Origin of the sequence: Banduia mediterranea (assembly GCF_031846245.1) — a bacterium.
In the GTDB taxonomy this organism is placed as follows: Bacteria; Pseudomonadota; Gammaproteobacteria; order Nevskiales; family Nevskiaceae; genus Banduia; species Banduia mediterranea.
Map to the genome: position 1 here is coordinate 1 of NZ_JAVRIC010000039.1, position 20,507 is coordinate 20,507.

Genomic DNA, 20,507 nt, shown 5'->3' on the forward strand with positions numbered 1-20,507 from the left:
TTCCTTTCTCGCCGTCTTCGCGGCGCTTTCAATGCTCTTTTTCTTGCTTTTATCTTTCGATTCTACGTGGTTCGCTGCGGAGTTCAGAGATTTATCCACCATCTGCGCAAATATGTTGTGGATAGAATCGACGCCCCAGCCGAGATCGACGAACGCCATCGTGATGTTCCAAAGCACACTCAACAGTTCGCTTTCCTGCTCTGGCGTCATCTCGAATTCTTCGAGGTAATGCCGGTATCGCTCGGGATCGAGCGTCATGTTCCCGGACTGTGGCGGGCCGGTTTCCGCTTGCGTTTCAAGGTCGTTGAAATCCTGTCGCATCGTTCGTGTTCCTATTCTTCAATTGCGATGTTCACCTCCTGCGTTCGGAACAAAAGGAGAACATTTATACCTCCAAAACAGATAAAATCAAGAAAATAAATGGATTCATTAGGAATAAATTCATAGAAATTAACTTTATTCCCTATCGATCCAATTTTCGTTCTTGCGCGCGCGTCTGCGCTTCACGCCGTTGCTGGGCACGCTTGTATTCATCACGCCACCGCGCGTTGAACGTCTTGCGCAGTTCGGACAGCGCGTTTCGGGGCCGAAGGCTCGGAGCCGGTCTTTCCTGCTTGACCATCGAGGAGCCGCTTTCGGTGGCGCGGGCGTGTTGCTCTTGAGCCGCCTGCTGAGCCCCCGCAAACGCGGGCCGGACTGAGCGCGCCTCGCGCAAGGCTTCCGGCGCGCGCAGTCTCAGCCCATCGTCATGCCACGCATGGCTGGCATTGCCCTTGGACCGACTATCGCGAGCGCTCACGGCTGCGCCTGCGCTCCGGTGCCGCCTGGCTTTGTTCTTCGTAGTCACGCATGCGGTCGTCGCGGCGTTCGCGCAGGGTGATACGCCCGTTGACCGGAACGCTATCCAGCGCCACGTCGTAGCCCTGCAGCGAAATCCTGAAAGACCAACAGCAACCTGATCCCGAAACCTCGTCCCCATGTAAGAAGGCTCTCCAGGCCCTGGACGAAATAATTGCTCACCTCGTCGAGAATCAGATGGACGGGCCAGCGCTTGTTGGGATGGCGCTTCAAGGCCGTCAGGATCGCGAACAGCGTCAGGCCCACATATTTCTGGTGGGACTCCATGCGGCTGGCATCCGGCACGATGAAGATCGTCGTCGGCTTTTTCGGGTTGCGCATGTCCCGAAGCGAAAAGCTCGACCGGCGCATGGAGGTCGACAAACTCCCATAGGCATACGGCGCAAGCGCCTGCTGTGCCGAGCTGACGAAGGAATCGAAGGTCTTGCTGTCTTCGTTGGTCATCAAGGCCAGCCCGTTGCTGGCGTGCGCCCGGAACAGGTCGCCGAAGGCTTTCAGGTCTTCGGGAGCGTGGTTGGACGCCCAATCGGCCTGATCCAGCGGCATCGGTCCTTCGGGCAGCGGATTGCCTTTCATGTCCACGCCGACGACCCAGCGCAGGTTTTGTTCGAGGTGCTTGCGGTCCTCGATCAACAGCGCAACGGCTTCGAGCGTCGCGTCGTAGCCCTCGACGATGCACTCCAGCAGGATCGCGTCGCCCTTGATCTTTCTGGCCCCCTCGCGCCAATAGGTATCGTTGTTGGTCTGTCCGGCAGGCTCCGGCAGGAGCTGCGTGCAGAGTTCGCGCAGATCGTCGGGGATGTCCCGCAAGCCGCCCGGTCGATGGAGACTGTCGACAATGACATCCAGCGGATTGAGTTGATCGGTGTCGCCGAGAATGTCCGGGAACAAGCCGCCGGGATTGAGCACGATGACCCGCTCGCCACGCTTTTCGAGCGTGCGCTTGTTGTCTTTGTATTTTTGCGCCCGGTCGCCAAGCGTTTTTTCTTCAGTTATTAGATAGTTCCCGAAGTCTCGCAGGTGGAAAACTTCCCAACATTGCGCCAAGGCCCCTTTGTGCTTGCCGAATTTGTATTGAGCTTGGCCCTTGCCGCCGCTGCTCATCTTGTCGACCAGATACTCAAGCAGTTCCTCGGCGGTCCAGTCAGAACCGGGGTTAAAGTCTTTCATTGCGCGCTGAACAGGTATCCCATAGGTTCAGCAACCGAGGGTACTGCATCGTGGCGACGGCTTCGATACCGAATCACCCTTATTACTGGGGTTCCTCCAGTTTGCGAGCCAACTGCTCGGCCTCCATGCGTTCCACAGCCTCCATGCGTTCCACAGCCTCCGTGCGTTCCACAGCCTCCGTGCGTTCCGCGTTCTCCACGTCGTACCAGAATTCCCTGATCTTCCGATCGCCGGCACCGACTCGGAATTCCTGATCCCAAATCCGATGCATCGCCTCACAAAAGAATCGGGTACGAAGCTCAGCGGATGGCATTCCGCTAGTCACGGGGGGAGTGTGTTGTTGCTTGCTCAGGCCAGTGGAAAACCACCCGGTAAGCCTGTTGAACAAGTAAACGTACTCAGGAGGTACGTTCTTGATCGTGATCGACTGCGGCGCGCGCGGGTCCTTTTTCCCTCTTTTGGTCATCCATGATTCACTTCCTGCTACTGCCTGTAGCGCTCGTTGTGTTGGTTTTCGAATTTCTCTATAGAAATTATATTGTTATGTCAATCAAAAAATGTCTTCCCGTCTTTTTCTTAGGCGGGTCCATCGACGATACGCTGGGAGCGCATAGGTAACGAGTTCAGGTGGGGATTACGTGGGACCCGAGTTGCAATGCCTGCGATCTGGATTTGTACGCGCGGGCGCAGCCAGATGCCGAGGTGCTGTATTACGGGCACACACGCACGGCGCAAGGCGACACCTTCTTCAAGGACTTCCTTAGCTCACCCGCGCTGTCGCACGGACAGGAAACCATCGCTTTTTCCGTTCCGGTCGATTTGAGCATCCTTCGGCTCGCTGTCAACTTCTTCGGGGGCAGCGCTTCCGCAGGTGGCGTGCGCGGCGAAATCCGCCTCGCCGTGAACGAGCGCACCTATGCGATGCCGTTCCATATCACCGCAACCCAAGGCAACCAGGGTGCGGGCATGCAAGCCGTCATGGCAGGCGCCGCCCCGACCGGACCGCATACGGTTCTGATTGACCCGCTGAGCATCGTCGGCGGCAAAGCCGCGCACTCGTGAACCAACGCCAGCCAGCCCCCAGCTCCATCGCACAGGCCATTGTCTGCGGCCTGTGCGGATGGCTGGGCCTGCAAAACCTGCCCTTGATTCAGGGTGGGGACATTCGCTGGCTGCCTGCGATGCTGTTCGCCGTCTCGGCCATGGCCGGAATCGCCCTGACGAGCCGCATTCTGCTCATTGTGGCTCGTCTGCTGGACTGGCTGGCGGCGCAGCAACCCAAGGATCGTAAGAATTCCGTCGAATGGGCGCGTTTCAAGGACTTGAAACCGGAGATTTCAAAGAAGCCCGTCGGGCCATTCTGGGGCGTCCTGCCCGACAAGCCGGATGTCGGGTTGTTCATCGATTTTCAATCCAATGCCTATGCCGTCGCACCATCCGGAACGGGCAAGGGCATCAACAAAACGATCAACGATCTGCTGTCCGTTCGCGGCGACAAAGTATCGGTCGACTTCAAGGGCGAACAGGCCACGATGCTCAAGCGACGTTTCGAGGGTGCACTTCGTCGCGCGGACTTCAAACAGCTAGGCAACCCTCCGAGTGCCTATCTGAACCTTCAACGGGACCCCTCACAAGCGGGGATCAATGATGATCGCGCAAGGCGCTACTTGCAGGCGTTCGGCGATTACTTAGGCCACCAGGAACCAATCATCTCGCGAACCCTTTTGAGCTTTTTGACATTCGTTCGTGACTTGAACGGCGGTGTGATGTCGGCGTTTTACAAGGGCAACAAAGTAGATTCACCAGATCAAAAGCAGAAATCAGAGCAAAGCGCCATTGAGATGCTGAATGCCGTGGTCGGGAAGTTGGAAGCTCGTATCGCGGAAATCGAAGGGCGTGGTAATCACATCAAGGTCGATGATCGCGAAGAAACGTGGTTGGACGCCCCTGCATGTAGCCTGCGCTACAGGCCACAGCGATATTGCGCGCCTTCTGCGAGAGCATGGAGCGAAAGTCGACGTGGCCTGTGTCGGTGGCTTCACACCATTGGATTGGGCCCAACATTGGGCAATAGAAAAAGGTCGCACGGATGTTGTCCAAGCACTATTGGCAATTCCGAACAATCAATGAGAAAATAGTTTGTGCAGGAGCTGTACGTTATACAGAACATGCATCGCTGAGAACGCTTCGGATTTTGCAATGGATTTATTCGCGCGAAACTTACCTCCGAGCATGCACGAACAAAGAAGCCTATTGCTTGTGTACTACACCGTGTGATTTTCCCCGTTCACGTTAAGGAACATGTGCGGACGCGGTTCTGATCTGGCGGCGTATTACGCCGAAGTCTTTGGTGCTCGTCCGCCGTGCGCAAGATGGGCGCTGTAATACAGCGCATCTTGGCAAGGGTAACCTAGGTTTCCCGTTGCATCCCTTCCTTGTGGTTCACGGTCGGGATCGACCCGCCCCTGAACCATCAAGCGTTTCGCCTCTTGACCACTCGCAGGACTTGGAGATTGATCCTCTCCACCTGCACCGAACCATGTCCGAACGTCTGGCCGTTCGATTGCCAGTCAGGGCGTTCCTGCCCCGACACCCTGACCAAAGGCTTTCGCGCCCTTGGAACTACGACCAACCCTGCGCGGTTTGGATGCGCGTCTTGTTTGCTCCTACGACTCACCTTCCGCAGCATGGCGAGTATCCCATTGCGGCGGCACAAGAAATCTGCCGCGTCGCCATTCCTCGACAATTGCGGACTCGAACCAATCGTCGTCAAGGTGCGCATGATCGAGAATAATAATCTGGAAATCATTCCCAATATGCGCGCAGGCGGCATTCATCAGCCCGAATAGTGCGCGAACCGCGTGCCTGTCTTTGTCATCCAGAGGGTCAAGGCGGCCATCCTGATCTCGTTCCGCCGGATAATGAGCCTGAGATGGCTGATCAAAAATAACAAAGCCTGGAACCGGACGGTTTCTGCGTCGGAACCACCAATGCAATGCAAGGTGGGTAAGCACATGGTATCCGACCCAATTCTCTCCGCTTCCCATTCGATTCAGAGGAATTGGTCCATCCTCTGTATCAGCAACAACGGTAAGTTTCTTAATATCAAAACGCAGCGCACTTCCACTATGTTCGAGGTCCAGGTTTTGGGCGTACTCGGACATTTGTTTGCTAATGAGATTGAGGTAGGTATCGACCCGCTGTGCGATATCATCTGCGTTCACAGCGGCCTCAAGCGCCACAACACGATTTCTCGCGGCGTCGATTTGTGGCGTGAGGTCTACTTCGGGATCTGAGGGCCGGACACTATCAAGGAATGAACTGATGCGGCCGACAATGCGCGCACGTTCAATCAGCATGTCCTGCATATTTTTGGCGCGCTCATCTTCAGCGATAGCCTTGCTCAAGGCGGCTTGTGCTTCGACAAGATCGGCTTCTAGGCTTTGACGCTTCTTCTCCAATTCCTCGATGTATTTTTGCAAGTGCGGTTGCTCAACTTCGACTGCGTCGAGTTGGGCGTCGATTTGCTCAAGTGCTGCTCGAATCTGACGCGCCTCTGGAGTAGGTACGCTAAGCGCGCTGGCGCACACAGGGCACTGATCACCCGGAACATCAGGCGCTTTGAATAGCCCGATTGAACTTAGTCTCGCCCGCTGTTCGCCGCTTTCTCGGGTATATGCACTTTGTTCCGACATTAAGATACGGGCTGCGCGGATGTCGTCTGAAGCCTGCGTCAGTAGTTGACGAAGCGTGGATTGCTCATTGCGCAGGCGCTCTACCGTATCGCCAAAATCGGGGATGGAGCGATCAGTCAGAAGTTCGGTACGGCTGGCGGCCTCAAGTACACCAAGCGCGGCGTCCAGATCGGATGCGACTGGCTCGAATTCCTGTCGGATGATGCCGACCCGCTTACCGTCATTGATGAGGCGGCGAATGCGGTTCAAATCAAAGTTTCGTTGGTCTTTGAGTTGCGCAATACGCTGTTCCAGCGCTCGCAATGCTTCGCGAGCCATATCCAGTTCGTGCTGACGCAAGAAGTGCTCTTCATCTACTGCCCCCAAAAAATATGGGAACGTATCCTTGATCGCTTGAGGGATGAATTGCTCCCCCTGTCGGTGAAATAGCCTGTCCCGATTGTCAATTTCATCCTGCTTTTGGAAGCACAAGAACAATGCGTGCCGGATCGTTGCCTGAAGCGGAAGCCTCGTTCCAGATAGAGGACGGTGTTCGTTCTCGGCAATGCCGACGAACCTTGTCAGCAAGGTGATGAGTTCGCTTTCGATGATGTTCTTTTGCAGCTCCTCTATCGAAGGCGGCGCATCAAAGGCCCCTCGGCGGACATAAATCTCTGCACTGGTATCTGTGCCAGGGCCAGGATTCTTTCGCGCGACAAAAACCGTGTCATTTTCCTTGGAGATTTCCAGACCGAACCAGCTAACGCTGCGCCGGATCACGCCCTCAGCGACATTGCAATAACTTCTGCCCAGGCAATAATCAATGATGTCGATAATGGCGGATTTCCCGGTCTTGGAATCGCCGGTAATGACATTCAGGCCATTCTTGTTAAAAGGCAGAACTCGTCGGTCGCCAGAGTGAGAGTAGAGAATGATCGCCCCAATTCTCATGCTCATGGCTTAATCCCCCAAGCCGACAGAATGGTAGAAGTCGTGCCTGCTTTTGCGAACCAACGACCGAGCAATTTTGTAGCGTTAATGCAGTCTCTCGCGTCGTAGCTGAGCGTTTCGTCAAACTTAGGCGTTGATGCTACGCGCGTCGGGCCAGCGACAAGGCCGCCGTCCTCGCTGACTGAGAGCGATGAGCGATCAATGGCGAAGCGAATAGCTTCTTGAAGCACAGGCCGAAAGCTTTGCGCCCGTTCCTTATAGCCGATAATGGAGTTCGAATTCCGTTCCAGCCATGTGTACATTGACGTTAGTGTCGAGCTGGGCAGAAGCGACCGTGTATGCGGATGGAGTGTGATCGGCAGTGCGCAGAATGGCAGAACAAATGGACAGTCGGCCCCTTTCGCTTTCTTGTACTCCCGCGCAAATTCAATGATCAGCAGCCCACAGAACGCTGCGTTGAAAAGATAGGCTTCCTCAGGTACGCGGTCATCCCACCGAACTGGAGCGATCATTCTTCTTCCTCCGGGAGGTGGAAAATGTCGCGAAAGTCTGGATGCCAGCCGACGCGGACACGCTCGGCCAACACATGGTATGAACCCACTGTCAGCCAGGCTTCATGTCGGTTTCGGAATGGCACCTGGGAACGATTTGCCCAATGAAATATCGTTCGTCCAAACGCTTGCTTCTCATCGTCGGACGAGAAGATAACGCCCTCTACCTGCGCCAACCACTCCCGGTCCCAGCGATCAACAAGCGTATCGTCGTAGCGCTGAGTTTCTCCATCGAGTAGCGCATTTTTGCGTATCCACTCGGATCGTTGCGTTGTCGCCCTATAATAGTCACGTTTTGCCCCGTCAACTGACGACTGACCTAGGCCCACGCGACGCATCTGCTGCACAAAAATGCGACTGTCCGGTGCCAGTTGTTCGGCATCTGGAGGTGCCTCAATATGGGGAGTCAGTATCAGCTCGTCGCGCTTGAATGCAATCGCCAGTTCGTCGATTTTGCTTCGCAAAGCGAGTAACGAAAGTGGCGGCGCGTCGCTGCTTATAAGGGACCGCACGACGTTGTCGAACCACCAACCTTCAAGATGATCGACTAGGCCATGCAGATGCTGGGTTGGAACTGCGAATGCCAGCATGTCCTCAATCTCGGCGCGAGCATCTGTAATGTTGGGCGCGCTATCGAAAACCACTATCGCCGCAATAAGGCTAGTCCGTTCCTGTTGCGACAGCGCCATGAACGCTTGCCTGCCGCTTTTTGTCTCTTCGTTTTTAGAGGATGTAGCGGAGGCTTCTAGCTGTTTACGAGCTTTGTCCTGCTCTGTGCTGCTGCTCCCTTGTCGGAGCAATGCGGGGGCCGAATTTTCAGCGGCAGTGCCCGTAGTGATAATGGAAAACTTGGTTTCAAAGGGAAGCTGCGGATTGGCTTTGACTTGCTCACTCCATATGCGCAGGGTCTTCCAGATGTCGGGACTGTTGTCCGTCAGAGCGCCGGGCTTGATGTGGTGCTTGAGTTGCACCTGCTGCGACGGAGCCTTGCCGTCCTCGACCGCGATATCGTCAAAGCGCTCGATGGATATAGATAGGCCAGGGAAATTTTTTGAGAGGTCAATGGAGAACAGCAGTGCTTGGCGGCACTGATACATATAGCCAAGCATGGAAGCGGCGGCGTTGTACTTATTCTCGGACCCGGTCATCGGAAATCCCTCCTGTTTTCAGGTGTACGGTATTTGCCTTTGGGCGTCAAACCGAAATTCCCCGTGGGTTTTGCTGCGAGCATTACCTGAACTTGAGCGATCCCTCCCGACCGGGCTTTCGTGCTGTGCATCGAGCCGCTTTAGCGTCTCGCCCCTTCGGCTTCAATCCCTATCGCGGGGCGGCGACATCAAGGCGCTGCCTTCATGCCGCCTTCGGTGTGGTCGCCGCTGATCGCGGCGTTGCCTTGCTTCAGGACCACCGAACGCCTACGCGCTCCCCGTTCCTGAAACCTTCCCCACCCGTGTTCGGAAACCGCCTGCGGCGGCTGGTTTGTTTGTGCCTGCTATGGGGCGTCGCCCCTCGCGCATGCAACAAAAATAGACGCGGGCCGTGTCCTCGGCTGCGCCTGCGGGCCGCACCCACCCGCACGATTTTTGTGGCATTTGCTACCCCCATCCTCGCCGGAAGGCAGGGGTTCAGGAGTGAACCCCAAGCCCTATTGGAAAGGATGAACCGCCATGACCAGCCAAGCCGAAATTCGTATCTATGTCGCCTGCCTTGCGGCCTACAACAACGGAATCCTGCACGGCGCGTGGATTGATGCGTACCAGGATGCTGATGCGATCCGGGATGCCATTGCCGGGATGCTGAAAGCTTCCCCCGAACCCGATGCCGAGGAATGGGCGATTCACGATTACGGAGGCTTTGAAGGCTTGCGCCTGTCGGAATACGAGGGGATCGACGAGGTGGCGGACAAGGCCGCGTTCGTTGCCGAGCATGGCAGCCTGGGCGCTGAGATGGTCAGTTACTACGGCGGCGATCTGGAAGAGGCTCGCGAGGCGCTGGAAGAGCGCTATTGCGGTGAGTACCGCAGTGCGGCCGATTATGCCGAAGATCTGACCGAGCAGACCGGCGATGTGCCCGAGCACCTGAGCTATTACATTGACTACGAACGCATGGCGCGGGATATGGAATTGAGCGGCGACATCTTCACCATCGAGACCGGCTTCGAGGAAGTGCACGTTTTCTGGAGCTGTTGAAGCGCAGGGAGGCGCGCTTCCTGGGAGCTCAGGCGTCGTCCTCATGCGTCAGCGCGACGCTCACATCCTGTCCGCGCAGAATGCGGACGATCAACACGCCGCCGTCCTCGATGCGATAGTAAATCGCATGACTGCCGTAGACGCTGCGCCGGTAGCCCGGCCGGATGTCGTCAACGGCCTGGTACAAACGGGGCTTTTCCGCGATCTGCGTGAAACGCGCCTGCATCCCCGCGGCGTAGGCATCGGCCTGTTCCAGGCCGAATGTCAGCACCCCGTACACATACAGACTGTCGAAATCCTGGTCGGCACTGTTGCTGAGCCTATATGTGGCCATCCACCTTCAGCCTTTCCCGAGCCGCCTGCAGAATGTCCGCAGGGGAGCGGTCGCTGATGCCGCTCCGCTCACCCTCGATCAGGGCGGCGCGCAATTGTTCGATTTCGGCGCTGCGGGCCTGGTCGCGGCGGATCAGATCGCGGAAATACTCGCTGTCATTGGTGAAGTCACCGCTGGCAATGCGGGCCTTGACCCAATCGCCCTGCTGATCGGTCAGCGTGATGGTCTTGCGGATCGTGGTCATCTCAGCCTCCTTTCATCAATCATCATACTATTGATGTAGTATAGCATATCGCGCCGCGTCCCTGAAAGAACAAAATGCCTGCATAAAAAAATCCCGCCACAAGGGCGGGATATGTAAGGCAGTAAGCGTTCAAACCGCAGCGCAGTTGCCCCCACGCTCAATGTCTGATCGGAGCGGATTGTCGGCGAAGCGGACTTTCCACTCCCTCGGCGTGAGTTCGTTCACGCGGCTGGCGGGATGCTGGCCGACGCGCTGGAGCACATCGACCAGATAGGCGTGCGCGTTGACGCCGTGTAGCCGGCAGGTGACGAGCAGGCTCTGAATGATCGCCACGTGCTCGGCGCCGATCTCCGACCAGCAGAACAGCCAGTTGCGGCGTCCCATCGGCACCGGGCGCAGGGCGCGTTCGAGATGATTGGTGTCGATCGGCACGTCCGGGTCGGCGAGGAAGACTTTCAGTTCTTCGGTTCGGGTCCGGGCGTACTTGAGGGCCTTGACCAAGGGATGGCTGGGCGTCAGCTCGGATCGGCGGCACTGTTGTTCGCACCACGCCCAGAAGGCCGTGACGATGGGTTCGCTGTGGTTGAGTCGGTATTTGTGCTTGGCTTCGCCGTCGAGTTGCTTTTCCCGAATCAGCGCTTCGTGACGATACAGGGCGCCGATCAAAGTCAGGGCTTCTTCGGCTTTGGGTTCAGCCTCCTTGGCGTGCTCGAAATACCGGCGGGTGTGGCTCCAGCAGGCGGCGTGTTTGACCTGAGCGTTCTGCGCGGCATAGGCGCTGTAGGCCTCATAGCCATCGGACAATAAGGTGCCGGCGAAGCCCTCGCCGAGGAAGGCTTTGACGTGCCGGTGCTCACGCGAGGGCGCGTAGTGAAAGACGATTTCGTGGTCCTGTCCGTAGATCGGCCACAGATAGGCCTGGCGCAGCTTGCCTTGTTTCTCCCGGCCGGCCTTGATCGGGGTTTCGTCCATCGCCAGCACCCGACTTTGTAAAAGGTGCCGGTGCTGGGCTTCGACGATCGGCCGGAGCAAATCGATGGCACGCTGCGTCCATTGCGTCAGACTGCTGCGGCTGACTTGAATCCCGGCGTCGGCCAGACGTTGATGCTGGCGATACAAGGGCAGGTGATAGGCAAACTTGTCGGTCAGAAGACCGGCCAGCAGGCTGACGTCGGCGACGCTGGATTCGAGGACCGATGCCGGGGCCGGTGCGCAGTGGATCGTCTGATCGTGCTTGATGACGCGGCGCACGTACTTGAGCACCACGTAGCTGCCGGGCCGCTGCGCCAGACGGTAGCTGATCTTTTCGCCGATCACCCCGCGCGGATCGTCGGGGAGGCCGGCCGGATCGGGCAGCTCGATGGTTTCCACCGGCACCGAGACATCGAAGCGCAGGCCGCTGTCAGTGACGGTGTCGGCGTCGCGCTGTTTCTGGCGGCGCGTGTAGGTGATGGTGTCCACCGGCGTCGGCGGGATCGCCTCGACAGGCACCTCCAGCGCCGCCAGCAGATCGGCCTGCACCGAAGCGGACACCTCCAGGCGTTTTTCACTCTTTTCGCCGAACAGCTGGCGTTTGAACCAATCCAACTGCTGCTGCAGTGACGCGACCTGAGCCGTCAAATCGGCAATCACAGCGTCTTTATCCGGTGGTGCGGCAGCAACCGACAAGCCGATTCATCCTTTTGATTCTGTGACGGAATTTTACCATTGAGGGGCCCCGGACGCGACACTTTTCCGAGGCTTTTCATAGCGCTTTCGCCGCCGCACGAGCCGCCAGTCCAGACCTTCAAGCAAGGCCAGAAACTGCGCCGGACTCATCGGCTCGTCGGCCTGATCCGCCATCCCGAACTGGCCCTGCTCCAGGCGTTTGCTCCATACGCAGTAGCCGCCCGATTCGAACGCCAGCACTTTGATCTGCGTGCGCCGGCGGTTGATGAAGACGTACCACGCACCATCGCGCTCAAGCCATCGAACGAGCGACGCATGTCCGTCGGTTGCCGATACAGCCAGATACGACGCTCACCGACCGTGAGCATGCGTGCACCGCAGGCGCAGTACCGTCCCTTCTCCCAGGCTCAGCTCCACATCCCAGGCCGGCGATTCTTTTTCCGACGCCATCGGCGCCGTCAGCTCGATAAAGCCGGCGGCTTCACGCGGCGGCGATCCGGACGATGACACCGACTCGCTCTTGAGCTTGCGCCGCCAGTTGCAAAGCGAGCTCAATGCAAGCCCGCGCGAGGCGCAGAACACCGCTTGGCTCTGACCGCTTTGCTTCCACTCCTGAATCAGATGGCGCCAATCCGACTCGCTGCGTCGGACGTAGCATTTTAAGAGTTCTTTGAGTGTGTCCGTGTTGGTCATGGCCTCTCCCGTATAGCATTTTACGGGGTGCAGTCCTAAGAAATTGTTAACCGCTTGCAAGAGCCAGAAGAAAAGTGTGCTGGAAAATCCTGGCGTCCCCGCCGGGCGCTGGGGCGATGCAGCAAAAAAAGGCCGCTACGTGAGCGGCCAAATTAGGTGAAGTGGTCTGCTTTATCCGGGAGGCGGGAACGGGTCCTTGCCGTAGGTGTTGCGCTCGCGAATCTGCCCGTGACGGTTCTGAATGAACAGCTCGCTTTGCTGGTTCTGCGCAATGCCCCTTGCGGCATCAATGGCCTCCTGTTGCGTGGTGTGGTGAGAGGTATCCCGATTATTACCTTCGCCGCGCACAGCCCAGCCATCGTCCCGCGGTACAACCCACTGGTTCTTGCCAGCCATGTTGAAACTCCAAAAGCACATGCACCTGCATGCGCTGGTCATTCTACGACCATACACAATATATTGCGAATACATAGCCTAAAAACACTACATCATGTATTTCTGGGCGAATACGACCCGAGCCAGACAATCGGGCGACCCCCTCCGGGGCCGGGCTTTCGTGCTGTGCATCGTGCCACTTTTTGGCGTCTCGCCCCTGCGGCTTCAATCCCTATCGCGAATGCAGCAGACATCACGGCTGCGCCGTCATGTCTCTGCCTGTGCGGTCGCCGCCGGCGGCGGCGCTGCTTGGATCGAAACCCCGAACGCTGGCGCGATCCCCGTTTCCGAACTTTCCCCTCCCGGCCTTTGAACATCCGCTAAGGGCTGCGCCCTCGCGCCCGCAATAAAAATAGTACGGGCCGTGTCCTCGTCTGCGCCTGCGGGCCGCACCCACCCGCACGATTTTTGTGGCATTTGCTACCCCCATCCTCGCCGGAAGGCAGGGGTTCAGGAGTGAACCCCAAGCCCTATTGGAAAGGATGAACCGCCATGACCAGCCAAGCCGAAATTCGTATCTATGTCGCCTGCCTTGCGGCCTACAACAACGGAATCCTGCACGGCGCGTGGATTGATGCGTACCAGGATGCTGATGCGATCCGGGATGCCATTGCCGGGATGCTGAAAGCTTCCCCCGAACCCGATGCCGAGGAATGGGCGATTCACGATTACGGAGGCTTTGAAGGCTTGCGCCTGTCGGAATACGAGGGGATCGACGAGGTGGCGGACAAGGCCGCGTTCGTTGCCGAGCATGGCAGCCTGGGCGCTGAGATGGTCAGTTACTACGGCGGCGATCTAGAAGAGGCCCGAAAGGCCATCGACGAACACTACGCTGGGGAGTTTCGCTCCGTCGCCGAGTTTGCAGCAGAGCTGACCGTAGACACGACGGAGATTCCCGAAGGCCTGCGCTTCTACGTCGACTATGAACGCATGGCGCGGGACATGGAGATGGGCGGCGACATCCTGGCGGTTGCAACCGCCTTCGAAGAAGTCCATATCTTCTGGAGACACTGAAGGCTCAATGACCTGGAGCGGTCACGAGTGGTGTGCCACACTCAGCTGCCCGTCCGTTTGGGAAGGGCATTCATTTTCAGTGAGGAGGTGCGAGCATGGGGGGTTACTACAAGCTGTTTCAGAGCAGCAGAAATGCCGAGTGGTACTTCAGCCTCAAAGCCGGAAACCACGAAACCATACTTCAGTCAGAAGGTTATAAAGCTAAAGCCGGCTCCGAGAACGGCATCGCATCCGTGCAAGTGAATTCGCCGAATGACGCCCGTTACGAGCGCAAGGAATCCAGCAATGGATATTGGTTTACGCTCAAGGCGGCGAATGGTGAGCCGATCGGCCGAAGCGAGATGTATACAACGGCATCAGCCCGCGACAAAGGGATCGAATCGGTCAAAACGAACGGCCCGTCCCGAGACGTAAGAGAAGACTGATCCGGCGGCGCGGGCTGATTCTTCAGTCCCGTGCCGTGCTTTTGAAATGCTCATTCACTGCCGAAATAGTGGAGCACATCCATCTGCTGGTGCGGTACGCCGATGATGTCGATGCCGCCTTCGCGGATCAGATAGAAAATCAAATGCCGCCCTTGGGGGAAGCAGTAATAGCCCTCACAGGTGTCAGGCCGGGCCTTGCCGCTATGTGGATGCGCCGCCAACCAAGCAAAGCGCGCATCCAGCGCCCGCAGATAGCGCCAGCGCTGTTCTTCGCCCCATTGCCGGCGCGTATATCGGGCGATGGCTTTCAGATCGTCGTAGGCCCGTGGCGTGATGCGGAAATCATGACTCATTCACTGCCGTCCGCCTCCGCGATCAGCCGGTCCATCGAGTAAACCTGCACGAACTCTCCGCGCGCGGCCTGTGCCGCACCTTCGGCCAGATGCGCGCGCAGAGCCTCAAGCTTGGTCTTGCGTTCCTCCAGCGTGCGCAACGCATCTCGCACGACCTCGCTAGCCGAGCCGTAGCGACCGCTCGCAATCTCATTCTTGATGAACACCTCCCAGTGTTCCCCTAAGGTCAGGCTAGTGTTGGCCATGATGCCCTCCTATTCATATCTACTACTTATGAATATATCATCGAGTCTGGGGCGCCCGCAACAAAATTCCCGCATAAAAAAATCCCGCCACAAGGGCGGGAAGTAAATGAACGGAGAGCACTTCTGGAGAACAGAAGAATGCTCGTCCTTCAATAGTGCGATAAATAAGTAAATAAATGGTTAACGCTAAATAGTGTAGTCACGAGATAAAAAATATGAGATTCTTTTGTAGAGGAGGAATTTCATATGACACAACCACACCGCAGACACGACATATCAGACAAAACATGGGCATTGCTTGAGCCGCACCTTCCGGGGCGTGAGGGCAGTTGGGGCGGCGTTGCCAAAGACAATCGCCTGTTTATCAACGCCGTTTTCTGGATTATGCGCACGGGCGCGCCATGGCGGGATTTGCCGCCCGATTTGGGTCATTGGAGCAACACGCATCGCCGTTTTATCCGCTGGCGTGACAAGGGCATCTGGGAAAAGCTACTGGAAACCCTGATCGACGAGCCGGATTATGAATGGCTGATGATTGATGCCAGCCATTGCAAAGTCCATCCACACGCGGCAGGTGCAAAGGGCGGCAATCAGGACATGTCCCGCACAAAAGGGGGCTCAATACCAAGATACACCTGGCCGTGGATGCGTTTGGTATGCCGGTCAGAATTATTATTACACAAGGTACCCGAGCAGATTGCACGCAGGCTGGCCGGCTGATTGAGGGGGTGAACGCGGATTATTTACTGGCTGATCGCAGCTACGACAGTGATGCTATTGTTGAGCAAGCGCACAATCAGGGCATGGTTGCCGTTATTCCTCCACGCAAAAACCGTGTCGTTCAGCGTGAATACGATAAAGACCTGTACAAACTCAGGCATCTTGTTGAGAACGCTTTCCTGCACTTGAAGCGGTGGCGCGGTATCGCCACAAGATACGCCAAAAATACAGCATCATTCCTCGCCGCCGTCCAAATCAGATGTATCGCTCTCTGGGCTAATATCTCGTGACTACACTATTTAATTTCCGATATAAAAATTAAGACTTTCGGTTTTTATTTAGCTGCCTTGCCGTTTTTAAAAAGCGAAGCATTAATAGAGGAATATTAGGGGGTTGTTAACATTTTGTCGGTATTCTGTCTCTAAGTGCTAAAAAAGCACAATGAATCCCCGGCAGGGAGTGGAGAAAATGAAGACTGAAGAGTCGTTTAATGCCAAATCCGGCGCGGCAGCCCTGCCGCCAGCGCTGCGCACGCACCGCCCGGCCATCGTGGTCGAGCCGGCGCGCCCGGCCGCGCCCACCGGCGAGGAGGATCTGGCAAAGGTTCATGATGTCGCTGAACAGGAACGCATCCGCGATCAGGCGGCCACAACGCGGGTATTGACCGGCAATGCCGAAGCCCATGAAGACACCATGGCCGGTGGACGGCGGGCCTCGATGCCGGTGCGGATGGTCGCGGCGCAAATGTCGGATAGCCCGGCGGCCCGCAAGAAGCGCGAAGAGCAGGCGGCCCTGGCCAGGGCCATGCGTGAGTTGAACGAGTGGATCGCTGAGCTTGATGAATTAATCCGCATATTGGAATCCAAGCGTGATGCCGCGCGCGCCGACGCACAAGCCTACTTCGACATGGCACATGACGCTGAAGACCTGCGAGATAGCCTTGACGACGGCATTTCCGCCGATGAACGCAAACGCCTGGAAGCCCTCTTCGGCAAAGACAGGCTCGAGGGCAAATCCGATCAAGAGATCAAAGAGATGATGGATCTCTACATTCAAGAGCAATACGGTAATGCTTATGGCAAAGAGAACGAAGCCAACGAATATCAAAACGAAATTAATGAGGTCAATGAAATCCGGGAGGAAGCTGAACGAGAACGCGACAGATTTGAGGCCAGAGCACAGCGGGCTCATACACCGGAGGAAGAAGACGCGCTCGCGGAGGAAGTAGAAACCTACACCCGCCAATCCGGCGAACGGCTTGATGCCATTGAAGCCAGCCGCATCGGGATCACGAGCGAAGCTGTGGATGCGGGAATCAAGCAGGGTGCGAGGGAGACCAGCAGAGAGTCGATAGCGGAAGCGGAAGCGAAGGACCTAAACGGCGAATTCACCCTGCCGCCGCCCGTGCCCACATAAGAGTTAGCGAGCCGCCAACGCGGGCACCGTCCCTCCCACCAATGCGACACTATTCTGCTGCTGGTTGGCATGCATCGTTGCGACATAGCGAGCTACAACATTAGGCAGTTCCGCGGCCGCTTCATTCGACGAAAACACTCCCGAGGGGTTTGCATCTGTTGTAAAGCGGACACCATCAATAAAGTATGAAATTCCAAACCCTCTTGGCACATTGTCGGCTGCTACTAGCGCAGTATCTTTGTCAACATCTGGATGAGCTTGGAGCCATCCTCTGAGCTGCCGTGCACGCTCAACTACCTTTGAGGCAAGCGCCGGTTCGCTAACGGCGACGATCGAAATCCGCCCCTCATCTTCCGTCGATAAATCCTGAGCCTTGCTGTATTCGGTGTCACTGTCCGCACCCTGCCTAAACCACAGAACGCCGTCTGCGTCTGGCACTAGCTCAGAATGAGCGCGTAGCGGCGCACTCTGCGGTGTTGGCGAATGGCTTGTTTTTGTGAAATCCTGCGCCAGTGCGTTGGGCGCGAAGGCAAGGGTCGCAGACAGAAACGTCGCGCCAAATACTTCCTTGTAATCCTTTACTTTCGATAGCAAAGACATCATAACCTCTTTGCACACCCTGCTGTTCTTGTTGTTATTTATTGTTTTATTTTCTTCACGAATATCATGATATTGCGTTGAATTGCAAGAAATATCTAATTTATTCCGTGTTTCCGCTTTCTTCGTTTCCCGGCCGGTCACGGGCGCAGCCCTTCCTGCGGCTTGCAGGGCAGTGAGTTCGGGCGTAGGCTAAGCTTTCCCTATTCTTTAATAACCATAGATAAAACAATAGTTTGAAGACGAAATCCGGCGCACTCTTCGGAGGCGGTAGCGCTTGAGAGCCCTTGTGGCGCAAGCGCTTCAGGCCCTTGACTAACTTTTAGGGAAAAGTTAGTAATCGATGAGAAAGGAGGGCCGAGGCTATGGCCTTCAAGAAAGGGCAAAACCCCAACCATCCGAAGAGAGGTTCCGCCATCGCGGTGGAGCCGATCCGCGATCTGGCCGCCATCGCCCGAATCAAGGAAAACCTGCTGGCCGCCGGGCAATACCGGAACTATTGCCTGTTTGTGCTGGGGATCAATACGGCATGGCGGGCCAGTGAGCTGCTGTCCATCCATGTCGGTCAGGTGCGCCATCTGGATGTCGGGGACGCCCTGGTGCTGAAGCAGTGCAAGACGGGGCGCTACCGCCGGACGCCGGTCAACGAAGTGGCGCTGGATGCGCTCAAGCTATGGCTGGCCCATCATCCCAGGGGTGAGGACACTTCGGCTCTGCTTTTTCCTTCGGACCGGCGTGGCCGGCTCGGGGTGCCGGCGCTGTGCAATCTGGTGAAGCTGTGGTGTAGGCGCGGTGGGGCGTGGGGGCGCTTCGGCAGCCATACACTGCGCAAGACCTGGGGCTATCACCAGCGGGTGAGCTTCGCGGCGCCGTTGACACTGATTTCCCGTGCGCTCGGCCATGTGTCGGAACGCCAGACGCTGGCCTATGTCGGGATTCAACCGCCCGAAGTGTCGGCGCTTTTCATGGCGACGCTGTGAGGCTCGACGTGGCGGCGGCTTCTGTTTTCCTGGTCCGGTCTTTTGCCGTTGACAAGCTCGCGTGGAGGTTGCAGCCTGTGTACAAAGGGCTGAGCGTCCTGCGTCCACTGCAAAAAGGGTGTGGCGATCACGGCTCGCGCCCTGGTCTGTGCCGGCGGGGCGCGCGAATGCGGGCAGGTGCCCGTACGGATTTCTCCCACGTTTCCGATAGCGTCTTTTCGCGTAGCTCGGTGAGACGCGCGCGCGCAGCTTCCTGCCGCACCATGTCGACGCAGGTGATGTCCTTTTGCAAGTCGCGGGAAAATTCGTGCCGCTGGGTACGCATTTGCCGATGGCGTTGAATCAGGGCGCGGCGCTGCTCGAGCTGCTTGAAGATCAGCCCGTCTTTTTCGGCGCGGTCGCGCTCGTAGGCAGCTAGCGTTTCCCGCTCGTTCTGTCCCCTGATGCGGCCGTGCTGGCCGGTCAGGCGATCCCAAAGCCCGTGCAGGCCCTTGTTGAAACGAGTCTGCCGAGCAACGGCTTCTTTGTTCCACCGCTCCCGCAGGCGTTCATCGAGCTGTTTTCGCTCATGCCGGTGCCGGTCGATCAGCGCTTTGCGCTCACTGGCCGCTTTGGCGCGTTGCAGGGCGTTGACGCGGTCCTGCGCGGCCTTCAGTTCTTGCAGGCGCTGCGAGACCTGCGCTGCAGTGTCTTCCCGGCATCGCGCGACGCTCGGCAGCTTGCCGTCGTCTTCGTCGCCCAGCCGGGCGCGGACGGATTTTGTTTTGATGCCGACCCACTTGGCGATGGCGTAGACCTCGCCGTGCATGTCCACGGCGACGAAGCTGCGGCGGTCGCCTCGGGCGAGCTTGTAGCCTCGCTCTTCCAGTACGGCGGCAAATGCCTGCCGGGAGTCCGAAACAGCCCAGCAGTCTTGCAAGGCGGCTTTGATTTCGCGCGCGTCCTTTCCGGCGCGTTTGGCCTGCTGCCATTCGGCCAGCGTGAAGTTACGCGGGTCGCGTTCCGCCGATTTCATGAAGCCGCGCGGCATTTGCCAGCCATGCTCGATATACAGCTCGCGGGCGACGTCCTGGAGCTTGCGGTGGCTTTTGGGGAGGTGGACGGCTTTCATCTCGTCCGCCTTGATGCGCGACCACACGGCGTGGCAGTGCCTGCGGCCTTCCTTTTCATGGAAGACAATCGCGCGCGGCTGGCCGGTGAGGCCGAGGCGTTCTTCGACGCGCTCAACCGCGCTTTCAAAGGCAGCGGTTGAAACGTCGGTCTGCGGCGGCGGGTTCAAGCTCAGCGAGAACAGAAACTGTCTGCACTTGGTTCCCCGGCTGATCGCATAGGCTTCGTTCAACGCCCCGGTTAGATTCTCCGAGGCGAAGCCGCGCAGCTCGTGGACCTCTACATGCTCGTTTTCTTCCTTGAGCAGGTGCTGAGCCAGGTTCTTCGCACCGCCGCGCTGGTTGCCGACCAGGATCATCCGCCGTCCTCCGGCTTGATCCCCAGGGCCGCGATGAGGATTTCCCGCATCATGCGGATTTCATTGCAGGCGCTGTGAAGTTCGGCGTGCAGTTCCGGGGTGGCGTCCAGCGTGCCGGTATTGGCGGCTTTGGCGATCTGGTTGAGGTTGGAGGCCAGTCGGGACTGGCCCAGCTCCGCCAGCAGCAGGGCAAGCTGCTTCTGATCGGCGGACGGGCGTCGGGTCGCGCGCCGGGGCGCAGCACCCTCGCCGAACACGCGCGATCGGATATACGCTCCCAGGGGGCGGTTTCCGGCCAGCGTTTCCAGGCGTGACCGTTCTTCACCGGTCAGCCGCAGGCAGAACGGTGATGGCGGTCTACGACGGGCCGGAGCCGTCGCCTGCTGGAACGTCGGTGCAAGCGGCGGCTGAGACGAGAGGAAATTGCTCATGGCTCCATCCCCCCGAATTCGGGAACATGGCGCTCCAGGTAGTCATTCCATTCTTCAAGGGTTTCAAGGAGTTGGTTCGAAGAGTCACCCT

At 57.7% G+C, this 20,507-nt stretch carries 26 protein-coding genes; 8 read left to right on the plus strand and 18 right to left on the minus strand.

The features are described from left to right. The 4 genes from RM530_RS17640 to RM530_RS17655 form a co-directional block, all read right to left on the minus strand. Positions 1 to 321, minus strand: a 321-nt coding sequence (locus RM530_RS17640) for a hypothetical protein (RefSeq protein WP_311366579.1), incomplete at its 3' end; no start/stop codon positions are given. Positions 322 to 782: 461 nt separating this feature from the next. Continuing rightward, positions 783 to 914 carry a hypothetical protein gene (locus RM530_RS17645; RefSeq protein WP_311366580.1) on the minus strand — a complete coding sequence of 44 codons (132 nt, stop codon included), beginning with the start codon at positions 912 to 914 and terminating at the stop codon, positions 783 to 785. After that, positions 901 to 2,028: a type IV secretory system conjugative DNA transfer family protein gene (locus RM530_RS17650; protein ID WP_311366581.1), complete on the minus strand. Its 1,128-nt coding sequence runs from the start codon at positions 2,026 to 2,028 to the stop codon at positions 901 to 903. The genes RM530_RS17645 and RM530_RS17650 overlap by 14 nt, the downstream gene beginning before the upstream one ends. An 82-nt stretch (positions 2,029 to 2,110) precedes the next feature. Next, a complete protein-coding gene (locus RM530_RS17655; protein ID WP_311366582.1) occupies positions 2,111 to 2,299 on the minus strand; it encodes a hypothetical protein in 189 nt (62 codons plus the stop codon). 356 nt (positions 2,300 to 2,655) lie between these two features. Here RM530_RS17655 and RM530_RS17660 point away from each other — a divergent pair, with 356 nt between their 5' ends. Then, on the plus strand, positions 2,656 to 3,090 hold the full coding sequence (locus tag RM530_RS17660) for a hypothetical protein (protein WP_311366583.1): 435 nt from the start codon (positions 2,656 to 2,658) through the stop codon (positions 3,088 to 3,090). Further along, a complete protein-coding gene (locus tag RM530_RS17665) occupies positions 3,087 to 4,166 on the plus strand; it encodes a hypothetical protein (protein WP_311366584.1) in 1,080 nt (359 codons plus the stop codon). The genes RM530_RS17660 and RM530_RS17665 overlap by 4 nt, the downstream gene beginning before the upstream one ends. A gap of 528 nt (positions 4,167 to 4,694) precedes the next feature. On the opposite strand, the gene RM530_RS17670 is transcribed toward RM530_RS17665, so the two are convergent. From RM530_RS17670 to RM530_RS17680, 3 genes are read right to left on the minus strand one after another with little or no spacing between them, the layout of a single operon-like run. After that, positions 4,695 to 6,659, minus strand: a complete 1,965-nt coding sequence (locus RM530_RS17670) for a DUF3732 domain-containing protein (protein ID WP_311366585.1) — start codon at positions 6,657 to 6,659, stop codon at positions 4,695 to 4,697. Further along, complete coding sequence (locus RM530_RS17675) at positions 6,656 to 7,165, minus strand: three component ABC system middle component (protein ID WP_311366586.1); 510 nt, start codon at positions 7,163 to 7,165, stop codon at positions 6,656 to 6,658. The genes RM530_RS17670 and RM530_RS17675 overlap by 4 nt, the downstream gene beginning before the upstream one ends. Then, positions 7,162 to 8,352 (minus strand): ABC-three component system protein, encoded by a 1,191-nt coding sequence (locus RM530_RS17680; RefSeq protein ID WP_311366587.1) that lies wholly within the window; start codon positions 8,350 to 8,352, stop codon positions 7,162 to 7,164. The genes RM530_RS17675 and RM530_RS17680 overlap by 4 nt, the downstream gene beginning before the upstream one ends. A 519-nt stretch (positions 8,353 to 8,871) precedes the next feature. Between RM530_RS17680 and RM530_RS17685 the strand changes: the two genes are divergently transcribed. Continuing rightward, positions 8,872 to 9,393, plus strand: a complete 522-nt coding sequence (locus RM530_RS17685) for an antirestriction protein ArdA (RefSeq protein ID WP_311366588.1) — start codon at positions 8,872 to 8,874, stop codon at positions 9,391 to 9,393. 28 nt (positions 9,394 to 9,421) lie between these two features. Here the strand turns inward: RM530_RS17685 and RM530_RS17690 are convergent, their stop codons facing one another. The 6 genes from RM530_RS17690 to RM530_RS17715 all read right to left on the minus strand — a co-directional run bounded on the left by RM530_RS17690 (position 9,422) and on the right by RM530_RS17715 (position 12,728). Beyond that, the gene (locus RM530_RS17690; RefSeq protein WP_311366589.1) at positions 9,422 to 9,727 is read right to left on the minus strand and encodes a type II toxin-antitoxin system RelE/ParE family toxin; all 306 of its coding nucleotides are present in this window, start codon (positions 9,725 to 9,727) and stop codon (positions 9,422 to 9,424) included. After that, on the minus strand, positions 9,714 to 9,971 hold the full coding sequence (locus RM530_RS17695) for a type II toxin-antitoxin system ParD family antitoxin (RefSeq protein ID WP_311366590.1): 258 nt from the start codon (positions 9,969 to 9,971) through the stop codon (positions 9,714 to 9,716). The genes RM530_RS17690 and RM530_RS17695 overlap by 14 nt, the downstream gene beginning before the upstream one ends. A gap of 129 nt (positions 9,972 to 10,100) precedes the next feature. Next, positions 10,101 to 11,603 carry an IS66 family transposase gene (tnpC, locus tag RM530_RS17700; protein WP_311366591.1) on the minus strand — a complete coding sequence of 501 codons (1,503 nt, stop codon included), beginning with the start codon at positions 11,601 to 11,603 and terminating at the stop codon, positions 10,101 to 10,103. A 69-nt stretch (positions 11,604 to 11,672) separates the two neighbouring features. Continuing rightward, entirely contained in the window at positions 11,673 to 11,981 is a 309-nt protein-coding gene (gene tnpB, locus RM530_RS17705; protein WP_311366604.1) for an IS66 family insertion sequence element accessory protein TnpB, read from the minus strand. A gap of 9 nt (positions 11,982 to 11,990) precedes the next feature. After that, positions 11,991 to 12,332 (minus strand): IS66 family insertion sequence element accessory protein TnpA, encoded by a 342-nt coding sequence (tnpA, locus tag RM530_RS17710; protein ID WP_311366592.1) that lies wholly within the window; start codon positions 12,330 to 12,332, stop codon positions 11,991 to 11,993. A 171-nt stretch (positions 12,333 to 12,503) separates the two neighbouring features. Beyond that, positions 12,504 to 12,728 (minus strand): DUF2188 domain-containing protein, encoded by a 225-nt coding sequence (locus RM530_RS17715; protein WP_311366593.1) that lies wholly within the window; start codon positions 12,726 to 12,728, stop codon positions 12,504 to 12,506. Between the two features lie 531 nt (positions 12,729 to 13,259). On the opposite strand from RM530_RS17715, the gene RM530_RS17720 reads away from it, so the two are divergent. After that, on the plus strand, positions 13,260 to 13,781 hold the full coding sequence (locus tag RM530_RS17720; protein WP_311366594.1) for an antirestriction protein ArdA: 522 nt from the start codon (positions 13,260 to 13,262) through the stop codon (positions 13,779 to 13,781). A gap of 95 nt (positions 13,782 to 13,876) precedes the next feature. Next, positions 13,877 to 14,206, plus strand: a complete 330-nt coding sequence (locus RM530_RS17725) for a YegP family protein (RefSeq protein ID WP_311366595.1) — start codon at positions 13,877 to 13,879, stop codon at positions 14,204 to 14,206. A gap of 50 nt (positions 14,207 to 14,256) precedes the next feature. On the opposite strand, the gene RM530_RS17730 is transcribed toward RM530_RS17725, so the two are convergent. After that, positions 14,257 to 14,559, minus strand: a complete 303-nt coding sequence (locus tag RM530_RS17730; RefSeq protein ID WP_311366596.1) for a type II toxin-antitoxin system RelE/ParE family toxin — start codon at positions 14,557 to 14,559, stop codon at positions 14,257 to 14,259. Beyond that, positions 14,556 to 14,804 carry a type II toxin-antitoxin system ParD family antitoxin gene (locus tag RM530_RS17735; RefSeq protein WP_311366597.1) on the minus strand — a complete coding sequence of 83 codons (249 nt, stop codon included), beginning with the start codon at positions 14,802 to 14,804 and terminating at the stop codon, positions 14,556 to 14,558. The genes RM530_RS17730 and RM530_RS17735 overlap by 4 nt, the downstream gene beginning before the upstream one ends. Before the next feature lie 246 nt (positions 14,805 to 15,050). On the opposite strand from RM530_RS17735, the gene RM530_RS17740 reads away from it, so the two are divergent. Together RM530_RS17740 and RM530_RS17745 are read left to right on the plus strand one after the other, a co-directional pair. Further along, positions 15,051 to 15,814 (plus strand): IS5 family transposase gene (locus RM530_RS17740; RefSeq protein ID WP_432276116.1). Its coding sequence is split into 2 segments (ribosomal slippage): positions 15,051 to 15,423 and positions 15,423 to 15,814, totalling 765 coding nucleotides; the frame shifts between segments, so codons are not numbered across the junction. A 178-nt stretch (positions 15,815 to 15,992) separates the two neighbouring features. Further along, the gene (locus tag RM530_RS17745; protein WP_311366599.1) at positions 15,993 to 16,940 is read left to right on the plus strand and encodes a hypothetical protein; all 948 of its coding nucleotides are present in this window, start codon (positions 15,993 to 15,995) and stop codon (positions 16,938 to 16,940) included. 3 nt (positions 16,941 to 16,943) lie between these two features. On the opposite strand, the gene RM530_RS17750 is transcribed toward RM530_RS17745, so the two are convergent. Beyond that, a complete protein-coding gene (locus RM530_RS17750) occupies positions 16,944 to 17,681 on the minus strand; it encodes a hypothetical protein (protein WP_311366600.1) in 738 nt (245 codons plus the stop codon). Positions 17,682 to 17,902: 221 nt separating this feature from the next. Between RM530_RS17750 and RM530_RS17755 the strand changes: the two genes are divergently transcribed. Then, positions 17,903 to 18,517: a tyrosine-type recombinase/integrase gene (locus tag RM530_RS17755; protein WP_311366601.1), complete on the plus strand. Its 615-nt coding sequence runs from the start codon at positions 17,903 to 17,905 to the stop codon at positions 18,515 to 18,517. A 127-nt stretch (positions 18,518 to 18,644) separates the two neighbouring features. On the opposite strand, the gene RM530_RS17760 is transcribed toward RM530_RS17755, so the two are convergent. Both RM530_RS17760 and RM530_RS17765 read right to left on the minus strand, forming a co-directional pair. Further along, a complete protein-coding gene (locus RM530_RS17760; protein WP_311366602.1) occupies positions 18,645 to 19,985 on the minus strand; it encodes a relaxase/mobilization nuclease domain-containing protein in 1,341 nt (446 codons plus the stop codon). Continuing rightward, positions 19,982 to 20,416, minus strand: a complete 435-nt coding sequence (locus RM530_RS17765) for a plasmid mobilization relaxosome protein MobC (RefSeq protein WP_311366603.1) — start codon at positions 20,414 to 20,416, stop codon at positions 19,982 to 19,984. The genes RM530_RS17760 and RM530_RS17765 overlap by 4 nt, the downstream gene beginning before the upstream one ends. Positions 20,417 to 20,507 lie beyond the last annotated feature (91 nt).